The organism is Nonomuraea sp. KM90, assembly GCF_052246675.1.
Lineage (GTDB): Bacteria > Actinomycetota > Actinomycetes > Streptosporangiales > Streptosporangiaceae > Nonomuraea.
Genome location: NZ_JBQQCB010000014.1, coordinates 123,717 through 135,683, shown reverse-complemented (window position 1 = coordinate 135,683; position 11,967 = coordinate 123,717). Strand labels below are relative to the sequence as shown.

15 protein-coding genes are annotated in these 11,967 nt (G+C 70.1%); 11 read left to right on the top strand and 4 right to left on the bottom strand.

Annotation, left to right across the window (positions count from 1 at the left end):
• Positions 1 to 124 precede the first annotated feature (124 nt).
• The 7 genes from ACTWPW_RS18160 (at position 125) to ACTWPW_RS18130 (ending at position 6,685) form a co-directional block, all read left to right on the top strand.
• Positions 125 to 844, top strand: a complete 720-nt coding sequence (locus tag ACTWPW_RS18160) for a hypothetical protein (protein ID WP_443169346.1) — start codon at positions 125 to 127, stop codon at positions 842 to 844.
• A 364-nt stretch (positions 845 to 1,208) separates the two neighbouring features.
• A complete protein-coding gene (locus ACTWPW_RS18155; protein ID WP_375111092.1) occupies positions 1,209 to 2,870 on the top strand; it encodes a hypothetical protein in 1,662 nt (553 codons plus the stop codon).
• A 7-nt stretch (positions 2,871 to 2,877) separates the two neighbouring features.
• Entirely contained in the window at positions 2,878 to 3,333 is a 456-nt protein-coding gene (locus ACTWPW_RS18150) for a roadblock/LC7 domain-containing protein (RefSeq protein ID WP_357892712.1), read from the top strand.
• Entirely contained in the window at positions 3,330 to 3,680 is a 351-nt protein-coding gene (locus ACTWPW_RS18145; RefSeq protein WP_357892710.1) for a DUF742 domain-containing protein, read from the top strand. Before ACTWPW_RS18150 ends, ACTWPW_RS18145 begins: the two co-directional genes overlap by 4 nt.
• Positions 3,661 to 4,239, top strand: coding sequence for a GTP-binding protein (locus ACTWPW_RS18140; RefSeq protein ID WP_345575686.1), 579 nt, complete (start codon positions 3,661 to 3,663; stop codon positions 4,237 to 4,239). The genes ACTWPW_RS18145 and ACTWPW_RS18140 overlap by 20 nt, the downstream gene beginning before the upstream one ends.
• Positions 4,236 to 5,561 (top strand): cytochrome P450, encoded by a 1,326-nt coding sequence (locus ACTWPW_RS18135; protein WP_375111091.1) that lies wholly within the window; start codon positions 4,236 to 4,238, stop codon positions 5,559 to 5,561. Before ACTWPW_RS18140 ends, ACTWPW_RS18135 begins: the two co-directional genes overlap by 4 nt.
• The gene (locus ACTWPW_RS18130) at positions 5,465 to 6,685 is read left to right on the top strand and encodes a cytochrome P450 family protein (RefSeq protein ID WP_375111090.1); all 1,221 of its coding nucleotides are present in this window, start codon (positions 5,465 to 5,467) and stop codon (positions 6,683 to 6,685) included. Before ACTWPW_RS18135 ends, ACTWPW_RS18130 begins: the two co-directional genes overlap by 97 nt.
• A gap of 67 nt (positions 6,686 to 6,752) precedes the next feature.
• On the opposite strand, the gene ACTWPW_RS18125 is transcribed toward ACTWPW_RS18130, so the two are convergent.
• The 4 genes from ACTWPW_RS18125 to ACTWPW_RS18110 all read right to left on the bottom strand — a co-directional run bounded on the left by ACTWPW_RS18125 (position 6,753) and on the right by ACTWPW_RS18110 (position 8,818).
• The gene (locus tag ACTWPW_RS18125; RefSeq protein ID WP_443169345.1) at positions 6,753 to 6,953 is read right to left on the bottom strand and encodes a hypothetical protein; all 201 of its coding nucleotides are present in this window, start codon (positions 6,951 to 6,953) and stop codon (positions 6,753 to 6,755) included.
• A gap of 255 nt (positions 6,954 to 7,208) precedes the next feature.
• Positions 7,209 to 7,427, bottom strand: a complete 219-nt coding sequence (locus tag ACTWPW_RS18120) for an integrase core domain-containing protein (RefSeq protein WP_443169344.1) — start codon at positions 7,425 to 7,427, stop codon at positions 7,209 to 7,211.
• 65 nt (positions 7,428 to 7,492) lie between these two features.
• A complete protein-coding gene (locus tag ACTWPW_RS18115; protein ID WP_443169343.1) occupies positions 7,493 to 7,864 on the bottom strand; it encodes a hypothetical protein in 372 nt (123 codons plus the stop codon).
• A 381-nt stretch (positions 7,865 to 8,245) separates the two neighbouring features.
• The gene (locus ACTWPW_RS18110; RefSeq protein ID WP_443169342.1) at positions 8,246 to 8,818 is read right to left on the bottom strand and encodes a hypothetical protein; all 573 of its coding nucleotides are present in this window, start codon (positions 8,816 to 8,818) and stop codon (positions 8,246 to 8,248) included.
• Positions 8,819 to 9,240: 422 nt separating this feature from the next.
• Between ACTWPW_RS18110 and ACTWPW_RS18105 the strand changes: the two genes are divergently transcribed.
• The 4 genes from ACTWPW_RS18105 to ACTWPW_RS18090 all read left to right on the top strand — a co-directional run bounded on the left by ACTWPW_RS18105 (position 9,241) and on the right by ACTWPW_RS18090 (position 11,787).
• Positions 9,241 to 9,720, top strand: a complete 480-nt coding sequence (locus ACTWPW_RS18105) for a phosphopantetheine-binding protein (protein ID WP_443169341.1) — start codon at positions 9,241 to 9,243, stop codon at positions 9,718 to 9,720.
• Complete coding sequence (locus ACTWPW_RS18100) at positions 9,717 to 10,481, top strand: hypothetical protein (RefSeq protein ID WP_443169340.1); 765 nt, start codon at positions 9,717 to 9,719, stop codon at positions 10,479 to 10,481. The genes ACTWPW_RS18105 and ACTWPW_RS18100 overlap by 4 nt, the downstream gene beginning before the upstream one ends.
• A 363-nt stretch (positions 10,482 to 10,844) precedes the next feature.
• Positions 10,845 to 11,174, top strand: a complete 330-nt coding sequence (locus ACTWPW_RS18095; protein WP_443169339.1) for a HesA/MoeB/ThiF family protein — start codon at positions 10,845 to 10,847, stop codon at positions 11,172 to 11,174.
• Positions 11,068 to 11,787, top strand: coding sequence for an AMP-binding protein (locus tag ACTWPW_RS18090; protein ID WP_443169338.1), 720 nt, complete (start codon positions 11,068 to 11,070; stop codon positions 11,785 to 11,787). The genes ACTWPW_RS18095 and ACTWPW_RS18090 overlap by 107 nt, the downstream gene beginning before the upstream one ends.
• Positions 11,788 to 11,967 lie beyond the last annotated feature (180 nt).

Below are 11,967 nucleotides of genomic sequence, written 5' to 3'. Positions count from 1 at the left end.
TCTGAAGCGGGCCAGCCCACTGCGGGCGCTGCCCGATCCAGTCGACGCTGACATCGAGGTCTCCCGACGAGACCGGCTCGGCGGCCTCCTGCATGAGTACGCGCAGGTCGCATGAGGCGACACAATGTTGCACCCACAGGCCGGCATCGGCTCGGCGCCGAAGGTCGCTCCCCTGCGCGGCGGTTACATCACCCTCGCCGAGGCCGCCGACGCCTTCCTGGCGATCCCGCGCACGGCCAACCCGAACACCCACCGCGCCTACGCCTCGGCCATCGACCGCGTCACCGCACTGCTCGGCCGCGGGATCCTCGCCGGGGTGCTGCTCAGTCGCGGTGAGGTGCAGCGGTGGAGCCTGCCCACGGTCGCGGTGCGGGTGGTCCGGCAGCCGCCCGACGGGACCGCCTTCGACCTGCGTTCCGCCGCGCTCCGGCAGGGCAGGGGCAAGCTCGGCTGCCTGATGCTCGTGGTCACTGTGCTCATGCTGCTCGTGGTCGGCGCCATTGGCGCGACGCTGCCGGCGGACCGGGGGACGGACTCCCCGAACTATATCGCCTTCATGGTGGGCCTGGTGCTGGTGATGCTGGCGGTGCTCGCTGGCGACGAGCCGGACGAGCGTCACCTCCGGCTGCCCGACGACGCCACTCCGCACGGCGCGATCGCGGCGGCGCCGGCGGCGCACGACCCCGAGGGCGTCTTCCGCGGCGGGTCTCGCGAACTGGTGCCACAACATCCGGTCAGGTTGGCAGTTGACGTCCGGTCGTGCCCGCCTGGCGAGGAGGCGCAGGTCGTGAGCGGGCGGCGCATGCGGGGCGGAGCGCCGCACCCGTCCGCTGAGGTGCTGTGAGCGGAGTGACGGAACTACACACAGTTGACTAACGCGACTTAAGCGGAATACTGGTCACCCGATTGGGCCGTCGTTCTAGTGAGACGAGGATTCCCATGTCGTCGTTCGGCCTCGCGATGCCTCAGGCAGAGCCGTATCAGGCACAGCCGTATCAGGCAGAGCCACGCCAGGCGGAGCCGTACCAGGCGAAGCCGCACCGGGCAGAGCCGCACCAGGCTTCCGGCGACGCCGACGACGCGGAAAGGCACGCGCCAGATCGGCGCGGCCCCGACCGGCCACCAGACGGGACCGGCACTCACCGCTAGCGCGTGCCTTTCGCGGCGGTCGACAGATCCCGACGACTCCCCCCGACCCCAGGACTTTCATGCCGCCAGACTCCTTCAGCGTCCCGACGGTGATCGGCATCGCCGTCCTCGTGCTCGCCCTCGCGGGCGTCCTGATCCTCTACCTGCGCGTACGCGGCCAGCTCGCCCAGGCCCGCGGGCAACTCGCGCAGAACCGTCAGGTACAGGACCACCTGACCCGAGAGTCCAGTGCCTGGAGCCAGCGCCTGCTTCAGGCGGAGCGCAAGGTCCAGGAGAACGCGGACCAGGTGCGCGACGCCCGCGCCCAGCACGACCTCGTACGCGCCGAGACCGACCATCTGATCAACAAGCGGATCCCCGCCCTGCTGTCCCACCTGCGCGCCCCGCACGTGATCGTGCCCGGCATGCAGAACCAGGCGCTCGCCGGCACGGACATCGACCGGCAGCACCGCGCCGTCCTCGACGCCCTCACCCGGGGCATCCGCGAGGAGGCCGAACGCATCGACGAGAGCGCCCAGGCCGTCATCAGAGGCGCCATGTCCCGCGTGCAGAGTCAGGCCCTGCGCGCCCAGGACCTGCTCGCCGGCGTGCAGCAGCGTTACAGCGGCGACGAGCACACGGCGCTGCTGCGCGAGGTGCTGGGACTCGACATGTTCAACGAGCTGATCATCCGCCGGATGCAGGTCACCGGCATCGCCTGCGGCGCCACCCCCGGCCTGTCGCGTGACGACACCTACCTGGTGGACCTGGTGGTGGGCGCCGTCTCGCGGGTGGAGAACTTCGAGCTGCGCATCGAGGGCCCGGCCAACCACCTGCGCCGCCGGATCGGGGTCGCCGCCCGCGCCGCGGAGTCGATCCTGTTCATCACCGCCGAGCTGCTGGCCAACGCGGTGCACCACTCCCACGGCACGCTCAAGGTGACCATCGCCGTGCACGAGACCAACAACGGCGCCGCCATCGTCATCGACGACGCCGGCGTCGGCCTCAACGAGGACCAGTACGCCCGCGCGAGCCGCCTGCTCAGCGGCAACCATCCGGTCCGCCTGGTCGACCTGGGCAACCCGCCCCGCACCGGCTGGGCGGCGATCGGCCGCCAGGTCGCGCACTACGGCATGCAGGTCACGGTCAAGAAGAGCGCCTTCGGCGGGGTGCAGGCCGTGCTGAACATCCCCACCGCGCTGCTGGTGGAGATGCCGGAGGACAGCCGGCCGTCGGTGCTCGCGCCCGAGCCGGTGCGCGCGGCCGCCCCGACCGCCGCCACGGCCATCCGCCGGGATCCCATTCCCGCCGCCATGGCCGCCCGGCCGGAGCCCGTGTCCGTTCCCACCGCCCGTCGGGAGCCGACGGCGGCCCCCCGGCCCGAGCCGGTCGCCCCTGCCCCCCGGCCTGAGCCGGCCACCTCAGCCGCACGGCCCGAGCCGGCCACCTCAGCCGCACGGCCCGAGCCGGCCACCTCTTCGGCACGGCCTCAGCCCGTCACGGCGCCCCTGCAGCGGTCGGCGGAGGAACTGGCGCCGCTGCCACAGCGCCGCCGCCAGCAGCCGCGTGACACCAGCCCTCCGCCGGCCACCACGGGCAGCGGTTCCGGCGGTACGGGCGGCAGGTTGCTCACCACCCCGGAAGAGGCCCAGAAACGATGGGGCGACTTCCAGGTCGGAGCCGAAGCGGGCCGCCGCGAAGCGCTCCCCACCGAGCAGCACGACGCAACCGAAGGGAAATGACCGTTCCATGGACGCTCACAGCGCTTCCGGCCGGGTCCAGGCCAAGGGTCGCCCGTTGCCCCTCGACGTGTCCTGGGTTCTTTCACCCCTGCTCGCGCTGCCCGGTGTCGCCAGCGGCGTGGTGCTGAGCCGTGACGGGCTGATCCTCGGCGGCTCGGCCAACGTGACCACCGAGAGCGGCGAGCGGGCCGCCGCCATGACCAGCTCCGTGCTCGGGGCCGCGCGAGCCCTGTGCGCGGGCCTCAGCAACGGCGCCGACGACGAGGTGGTGGACATCGTCATCTCCGCCGGCAACGGCTACTACTACGTAGCCCCGGCCGGCGACCGCGCCGCCATCGTGGTCGCCGCCACCGGCGGCGTCAACATCGGCACGCTGGCCTACGAGGTGCAGCTCCAGGTGCAGAAACTGATCAAGGCTCTCGACGAGGCCAGCGCGGCCAGGGCGCCAGGCGTCCGGGCATGACCTCCGGACGACAACGGCGGCGGGTCGTCCCTGACTACATGGCCGCCGCGCGACTGACCGTACCCGAGCACATCCACGTCGAGCGCACGACCCTGGTCTACATCGCGCCCGACGCCGCCACCCACGGGCTCGACCCCCCGGGGTCCCATCTGCTGACTCTGCTGCGGGACGGGCCGCTGTCGGTGTACGAGTGCGCCGCGCACCTGGGCCTGCCGTACTGCGTGGTGCGGTTGCTGGTCGCCGGGCTGGTCGGAAGCGGAACGCTGCTGACCCGCGATCCGCCAGCCACCGACCTGCCCGACATTGAGATCTTGGAGTTGGTGCTCAGTGGCCTCCGCGCTCTCTGAAAGCCGTATCAGTACCGAACACATACCGGTCAAGCTGGTCATCGCCGGGCCGTTCGGCGTGGGCAAGACGACCCTGGTGGACGCTCTCTCGGAGATCAAGCCCCTCAACACCGAGGAGGTGCTCACCCAGGCGGGTACGCTGGTGGACGACCTCACCGGGGTGAACGAGAAGACGACCACGACCACCGCGATCGACTTCGGCCGCCTCACCATGCCCGGGGTGGTGCTGTACCTGTTCGGCGCGCCGGGGCAGACCCGGTTCCAGGTCTTGTGGAACGAGCTGGTCCGTGGCGCGCTGGGGGTCCTGGTGCTGGCCGACACCCGCAGGATCGACGACAGCTTCGCCGTCCTCGACCTGGTGGAGAGTGCCGGCCTGCGTTACGCGGTGGCCGTCAACCACTTCCCCGACTCGCCGGACTACCCGCCGGACGCCCTGCGCCAGGCGCTGGACCTCCAGCCGAGCACGCCGCTGGTGGTGTGCGACGCACGTGACCCCGTCTCCGCCCGTGCCTCGCTGATCGCGCTGGTGGAGCACATCAGAGAGCTGGTGCTGTCATGACTCTGCGCTACATGCCCGACGCGGGCCGCCTCTACGGGCCGGAGTACGCCAGGGACCCGCAGGCCGTCTACGCGGAGCTGCGCCGGCGGCACGGCGCGGTCGCGCCCGTGGAGATCGCCCCCGGCATCGAGGCCCACCTGGTGATCGGCTACCAGGCCGCGCTCGACGTGCTCACCAACGTCGGCGGCGTCTGGATCAAGAACGGCAGTGCCTGGCAGGCGCGGGTCCCCGACACCCCCGAGGCCGCGGGACCCGTCGCCATGCTCGGCTACCGGCCGAACGCGCTGATGTCGGACGGGGCCGAGCACGCCCGGTTCCGTAAGGTGATCTCCGACTGCTTCGACCTGGTCCAGCCGCACAAGCTGCGCCAGATGGTGATCGAGGCGTCGGACTCGTTGATCAGCCAGTTCGCCGCGAAGGGCGAGGCGGACCTGGTCTCCGAGTTCGCCCAGCCGATCCCGGCCCGCATCTTCAACTCGCTCTTCGGCCGGCCCGACTCCGACAGCGCCGGCCTGATCAAGGCCATGGCGGACCTGATGGAGGCCGACGGCGAGAGGGGCAAGCGGGGCAGCGACGCGTTCAGCCGCTACATCGGCGAGCTGGTCCAGTCCAAGCACGCCCAGCGGGGCGACGACCTGACGTCCTGGTTCATCGACCATCCGGCCGCGCTCCAGCCCAACGAGCTGGCCGAGACCCTCGTGCTCGTGATGGCCGCCGCGTACGAGCCCACGGCCAACCTGATCTCCAACACGATCTCCCGGATGGTCAGCGACGACCGCTACTACAGCTCGCTGACCAACGGCGCGCTCGGCACGTACGACGCCCTGATGGAAGCCCTGCGCGCCGAGCCCGCCATGTCGAACTACGGGCCCTATTTCGTCCGTCAGCCCGTGCACTTCCACGGCACCTGGATCCAGCCGGCCGAACTGGTCCTCGTCTCCTACGCCGCGGCCAACACCGAGCCCACCAACGTGCCCGAGGAGCTGCGTTCCGACGGCGGCGCGTACCTGGGCTTCGGCGCCGGGGCGCACCGCTGCCCGGCCAGCGACCCGGCCATGATCATCGCGATGACCGCGATCGAGCGCCTGACCTCTCACCTGTGTGACCTGGAACTGACCGTGCCGCGCGAGGAGCTCTCGTGGCGGCCGGGCCCGTTCCACCGCGCGCTGGCACATCTGCCGGTGCGTTTCACTCCCATTCGACCTGATCAGCCAGGAGAATCCCCTTGGGCAGTTCAGCCCCCGTCGTCCTCGACCCCTTCGGCACCGACCTCCCAGGGGAGGTCCGGCGACTACGCGACCTCGGCCCCCTGGTCCTCGTAGAGCTCGCCGGAGGCATCCCGGCCTGGGCGGTCACCAGGCACGACCTGCTCAAGCAGCTCATCCTCGATCCACGGGTGAGCAAGGACAAGCGGCACTGGGGGCAGCTGGAGCGGGCGTTCGCCACGCCGGGCTGGTCCTGGATCATCACCTGGATCGGCGTGTCCAACATGCTGAGCGCGTACGGCGACGAACACCGCCGGCTGCGCAAGCTGATCGCCCCCAGCTTCACCGCGCGCCGCAGCAAGGCCATGCAGCCGATCGTCGAGCAGATCATCGCGGAGCTGCTGGACGCGATGGCCGCGCAGCCGCCCGGTCAGCCCGTCGACCTGCGCGCCGCCTACGCCCACCCGCTGCCGATGCGGGTGATCTGCGAGCTGTTCGGCGTTCCCGCGCACATGCGGGAGGAGATGGCCCAGGTCATGGAGGCCATCATGGACACCACCGCCACCCCGGAGCAGGCGGCGGCCACGGCCGCCAAGATCGCCACGGTGCTGCCCGCCCTGGTCGCCTACAAGCGCGAGCACCAGGGTGACGACCTGACCACCGAGCTGATCAACGTCCGTGACAGCGGTGACTCGCTCAGCGAGACCGAGCTGTGCGACACCCTGCTGCTACTGATCGCGGCCGGGCACGAGACCACGGTCAACCTGATCGGCAATGCCGTGCACGCCCTGCTCACCCATCCGGACCACCTCCGCCGGGTGCTGGCCGGGGAGATCTCCTGGGACGCGGTGATCGAGGAGACGCTGCGCTGGGCGCCGTCGATCGCCAACCTGCCGCTGCGCTTCGCCATCGAGCCGATCGAGATCGGCGGCGTCCGGATCGAGGCGGGCGACGCGATCATCACCAGCTACCTGGCGGCCGGGCACGACCCCGACCAGCACGGCGAGGACGCCGACCGGTTCGACCCGACCAGGCAGAGCGCCGAGCACCTGGCCTTCGGCATCGGCGTGCACCGCTGCATCGGGGCTCCGCTCGCCCGCCAGGAGGCGCTGGCCGCCCTGCCCGCCCTGTTCGCCCGGTTCCCTGACCTTCAGCTGGCCGTGGACGCGAGCGAGGTGGGACACGTGCCGTCGTTCATCGCGCACGGGTGGAGCAGCCTGCCGCTCACGCTGCACCGCTGACCTTCACCCGCGATGCGCCACCTCCTCCGCGTGACTTCGGGGCGGAGGAGGTGGCGCGAACGGGGTCCTACCGGCCGCTCCGCACCCGCAGGATCATGAGCGCTCCGACGAGCGAGAGCAGGACCAGCGTGACCAGTGCCTGGTCGACGGAGAGACAGGCGCCGAAGCCCACCCCGCCGATGACGGCGCCGGCCAGCTGGACGGGCCAGGTCGGTGAGACCAGCGGCAGCGCGACCGACATGGTGACCATCAGCGAGGAGATGAGCACGAACAGCTTGTGCCGGTTCAGCCGGTCCGCGAGCGGGCCCGCGACGATCGTCCCGAGGACCAGGAAGGCCGTCTGGACCGTGATCTGCAGCGTCAGCGCCTCGGCCGGGGCCAGCCCGGCGGGCAGCCGGAGGTTGTGCCGCTCGAATATTGAGTTACGTGGTCTGAGCTGCGGTTAAGCGGCGTGTTGGTATTCGGGTGATCATGCCGGTGACGACGGGTTTTCGGCGGATGGGTCGCAGGTCGTTGAGTTCGGTCACGTCGCGGGCGGGCTGCGGTGTGACGTTCGGGGGCGCTGGTACCGCGATGGGTGCGGCCTGTGCCCGTTGTAATGGATCAGATACGCCTGGAGCACGAGTGCCAGATGGCGTTCATCAAGAATCAGAATCCGGTCCAGGAGTTCGCGGCGCAGGGTGCTGATGACGTGCTCGCAGCTGGCGTTCATCCTCGGCGTCCGCGGCAGCGTTGTGACCATCCGCAGCCCTTCGGCTTTGAAGACCTCCCGAAATGCGGAGGTGTAGAGCGGGTCTCGATCGTGGATCAGGGACCGCAGCCCGGCGATGCGGGCATCCAGGTTCCTGGCCAGGTTGCGGCTTGCTGCACGATCCATGCTCCGGTCGGGTGTGCGGTTACTCCGGCCAGGTGCAGTCGCCGGGTGCCGTGCTCGATGAAGACCAGCACATACAGCCGCTTGGGCAGCAGCGTCTCGACCACCAGGAAGTCGCAGGCGATGATCGCGTGGGCTTGGGCGGTCAGGAACTGCCGCCAAGTCGGCCCTGCCCGGCGCGGCGCGGGATCGATGCCGGCGGCGTGCCGGATCTCCCACACCGTGGAGGCCGCGATCGGGTAGCCCAGGCGAGCCAATTCCCCTTGGATCCTCCGATGTCCCCAGGTCGGGTTCTCCCGCGCCATCCGAGTATTCAGTGCCTTGACCGGCGGGCGGGTGCCTGGCCGTCCCGGGCGCCTCCTGTCCGTCAAGGTCCACTTACGCGCCACGAGGCTACGATGCCAACGCAAGATCGTCGCCTGTGGGGCTCAATAATAGGATCCGGTGCCTGACCTGCCGGTTTTCGGTGGTTCAGCTGGCGATCTGGTACTCGTTGATGAGGTCGCCGAGGATGGCTCTGCGGTGTACTCGGCGGTCGGGGCCAGGTCGATGGGGGTCGGCGGTCCTGTTTCGGCTTGCGCGATGCGGAATCTCGGAAGTACGCGGGTGACCACAAAGAGATGCGTCTGCGATATCTGAGGTGGCCGTGCTGGTGAGACTTTGAAGGCCCCTTGGGGAGCGATCTCCTACAGGCGGCGTAGATCCGTACTGTCGATGACAAAGTACAAGTCGTGGCCACGACAGCCTGCCGGCGGCGTGAACTTGGGATAGACCGGAGAATCCGGCCGGATCCACGACCCGCCCCCGCTCAAGGCGTCCCCGGCAAGGATCTGTTCACCCTCGGGGCTAGTGACCCCCCGTCTGCCATCCGAACCACGCAGGGGAACGGTGCCCTTGGGCCACACCGGGATGGCAGTTCGTTCCGGTCGGTAGTTGCCGGCGACCACGACCAGGCAGGACTCGTTCTCGATCCATCTCAGGCACGCCGTCAGTGGCATCATCTGGCTCCCGCCCTCCTGGTCATCGAGAACGAGAATGACCGGGTCGGTGCCGGTCGCTGTAGGGGAGAACAGGGACGGCGTTGCGGCGTTGGCGCCGGGCTGACTGTCGGCCGTGCAGGCGGTCAATGCCGTGATGCCGACCAGTGCGGCAGTAAGGGTCGCGCGTGTCATTGTGAACTCACTTCTGAGTCGGGTGCTGGCCCGCGCTGGTCTGCTCGGCAGACAGGCGCGGCCCAGCATCGGATTCATCGTGTCCACACGTAATAACGTGCCCCGTTGTAGTAGCGGTTCACGGGCGTGAAAGCGCACCAGGGGTCGCCGTTGCCGTCACGGAGGAAACCTTGCAGGACGCCGTACGCCTCTCCGCCGTCACGGTGGAACGGCCCCCGCTGTCACCCCGATAGCACGTGGCGAGGCTCTCTGCCGGGATGGTCGTCCTGACCAAGCCACCGATACCATCTGATGAGGTCTGGTTGATCGCGGTGACGGTGCCGCAACTGCGTCCGGTTCGGAATCCGAACTTGCACACTGCGTCCCCCACCTTGGGACCTGCGGATCTGGCGTCGGCGTACTTCTTCTGCCCCCAGTCCCAGTAGAAGGTACGGGTGGCTATGAGCTGCGTGCCGTGATCGAAGAACCCGACGTCGCCGCCGTTCCCTTCATAGGTCCACCTGCCGGTGATGGTGGTACAGTTGCGCAACGCCGCGTCACTGCCCACGCCGGGAGATCACGTCGTCGTGGTGGTCCCGGAGGCGTTCCTGACGGGTGTGGGGGCCCGCCGCATCGCGTACGCGCGGATGGCCGTGCCCGAGACCGTGGGGTTCGCGACGGTCCCCGAGCTGTGGACGGACGCCACGGGAGGGCTCGACGAGGCGCGCTGCCGCGAGCACGTGCTGGCTGACGGAGGCGTCAACCGGTACGAGCCGCCGCGTACGCCGGCGGAACGCGCGATCGTCGCTCTCTGGCAGGAGATCCTGGCCTTTCCTGGCGTCGGCGTGCTGGACGACTTCATCGAGGCCGGTGGCGACTCGGTGAGCGCGTTGCGGCTCATCGACGCCGTACGCGAGGGCTTCGGCGTGGACCTGACGCTGGCCGACCTGATGGATCACCCGACTGTGCGCGACCTGGCGGCCGAGATCTCCACGCGGGGCCCGGCATGAGCGGGGACCGGCTCGGCGGCGGGAGCGACGGGGGCGCCGTCCGTGTGGGCGCCACGGTGCGCCGGCCGGTGCGGGAGTGGACGGCCTCGGTCCACGCGCTGCTCCGTCACCTGGAGAGCAAGGGCTTCGAAGGGGCGCCGCGCGTGCTGGGCGTCGGCGAGGACGGGTCGGAGATCCTCACGTATTTGGAGGGCGAGACCATGGGGGACGCTCTGGTGTGGCCGCCCTGGACGCGTACCGAGGGCACGCTCGTGCAGGTGGCGCGGTGGTTGCGGGCCTACCACGAGGCCGTGGCCGATTTCGTGCCGCCGGCGGAGGCCCGCTGGCGCTCCGGCGGGCGATGGTCGCCGGGGCTGATCATCGCGCACAACGACGCCAGCACCTTCAACGCCGCCTACCGTGCCGGGCGGCTGACCGGGTTCTTCGACTGGGACTTCGCCGGACCCACCACGGTCGACTCCGACGTGGCGCTGGTGGCGCACTGCTGGGTGCCGCTGCACGCCCGCCATGTGGCCGCCTCGGAGGGCTTCACCGCGTTCCACACGCGGCCGGCCAGGTTACGCCGGTTCCTGGACGCGTACGGGTGGACGGGCCGGCCCGAGGCGCTCATCGCGGAGGTTCAGGCGCAGATGACCGAGCGGGCCGCCCGGATCCGCCGGCTGGGGGCCACCGGTGAGAAGTTGCACGCCAAGTTGCTGCGCCGGGGAGTGGCAGAAGACCTCGACCAAGCCGTCCGCGAACTGAGCGCGTTTTATCAATGAGGAGCTGTTCAATGCGGCTCTTTGTCAACCGACCTGGGAATGGGGATGATATGCGGGTAGGAATTCCCCGAGAAAGGGTGACTATGAGACGACGCCCGGCGATGGTCAAAGTGGAAGAAGCCCCCCTGGCGTCGGCGCGGTAACCGCGTCGAACTCCACCGGAAACTGAACCGGTAGCACCAGGTGGGTGAGGCAATCTGCTTCACCCATACCCCCAGGAGGCCTGCCGTGACCGATGCCGTCGCTCGCCCGCGCCTGCGACAGCGTCATCGTGCAGGAGGACGGCGACACGCTGTTGTTCCTGTGCCCCGAACGACGTGGCGGGCTGGGTGAGCGAGGCCTGCCTGCCGGAGCCCGCAAATCATGGGTACGGGCTACGCCTACCACGTCGGCGTGCTCGGCACCTCGATCCTTCCCGGCCGGACACCCTGCTGGTCCTGTGTCCGCGCGGAGACGTTCGCCGACCACGGGTGCGACGGCATGCGGACGCTGGTGGGCAAGAGGGAGAAGGCGGGTGCGATGGGAATGTTGTCCGGCCTCGTCGGCAACATCCTGGCCTGGGAGGCGATCCGCATCCTCGCGGGGCTTGAGCCGGCGCTGGCCGGCCGGTGGTGCGAGGTGGACTTCTGGTCGCTGGAGATCCGGTCGCGAACCATTCCCCGGCGACCCGGCTGCTCCACGTGCGGCCGGTGATGGACCCGTTCGGCCTGCGCCCCGGCGAACGGCGGCGCTGGTCGCGGCGGACGGTTCCGAGCTCAGCTACCGGTCCCTGCTCAGGCTCGCAAACGGGTACGCGCGTCTCCTGCCCGCCACCCGGCGCGGGCTGGTCGCGCTGGTGGGGGACAGGGAACCGGGCACCGTCGCCGCCTACCTCGCGGCGCTCAAGGCGGGCCACGCGGTCGCCTGGACGGACCCGCCGCGCACCGGCGGCAGCGGGCACGACCTGGTCGAACGCTTCGCGCCGGAGATCGTCATCGGTCCGCCGGAGGCGCTGCGCGCGGTCCTGCCCCCCGGCCGCTACCGCCCGCTCGATGACGGCAGTGTGACGTACGGCGTGTGCGCGGCGGCCCGCGCCAAACCCCGCCCCGCGGACCTCCACCCTGGCACCGACCTGCTGATGGTGACCTCCGGCTCGATCAGTGGCGGGCGCGGGGTGCGGCTGTCCGGCGCGGCGCTGCGGCACAACGCCGAGGCCATCCGCGAGGCGCTGGCCATCACCGCGGGCGCGCGCGGGGCCACGTCCCTGCCGCTGCGCTACTCCTACGGGCTGTCCGTGCTCACCTCGCTCGACCATTCGGAGCGGTAGCGCGCATCCCTCGATCTGTCGCGTGGGTGGGACCAGCTGGTTCCCGCCCCCGCGTCGCCATGGCCGCCCCCTTCCCGCCCTCGCCCTAGCCACGGGACGGACATCCGTCCGCGCTTGCTTCCCCGCTCCCCTCACGAGCCCCAGCACCCCCTTGACAGGTGCCGCACCACGCATCATTCT

Bases quoted from the DNA above. Each gene is read 5' to 3' on its own strand.
- ACTWPW_RS18100 (WP_443169340.1), top strand. From the start codon at position 9,717: ATGAGCGGGGACCGGCTCGGCGGCGGGAGCGACGGGGGCGCCGTCCGT.
- ACTWPW_RS18135 (WP_375111091.1), top strand. From the start codon at position 4,236: ATGACTCTGCGCTACATGCCCGACGCGGGCCGCCTCTACGGGCCGGAG.
- ACTWPW_RS18095 (WP_443169339.1), top strand. From the start codon at position 10,845: ATGGGTACGGGCTACGCCTACCACGTCGGCGTGCTCGGCACCTCGATC.
- ACTWPW_RS18160 (WP_443169346.1), top strand. From the start codon at position 125: ATGTTGCACCCACAGGCCGGCATCGGCTCGGCGCCGAAGGTCGCTCCC.
- ACTWPW_RS18145 (WP_357892710.1), top strand. From the start codon at position 3,330: ATGACCTCCGGACGACAACGGCGGCGGGTCGTCCCTGACTACATGGCC.
- ACTWPW_RS18115 (WP_443169343.1), bottom strand. From the start codon at position 7,864: ATGGCGCGGGAGAACCCGACCTGGGGACATCGGAGGATCCAAGGGGAA.
- ACTWPW_RS18120 (WP_443169344.1), bottom strand. From the start codon at position 7,427: ATGGTCACAACGCTGCCGCGGACGCCGAGGATGAACGCCAGCTGCGAG.
- ACTWPW_RS18150 (WP_357892712.1), top strand. From the start codon at position 2,878: ATGGACGCTCACAGCGCTTCCGGCCGGGTCCAGGCCAAGGGTCGCCCG.
- ACTWPW_RS18155 (WP_375111092.1), top strand. From the start codon at position 1,209: ATGCCGCCAGACTCCTTCAGCGTCCCGACGGTGATCGGCATCGCCGTC.
- ACTWPW_RS18105 (WP_443169341.1), top strand. From the start codon at position 9,241: ATGGTGGTACAGTTGCGCAACGCCGCGTCACTGCCCACGCCGGGAGAT.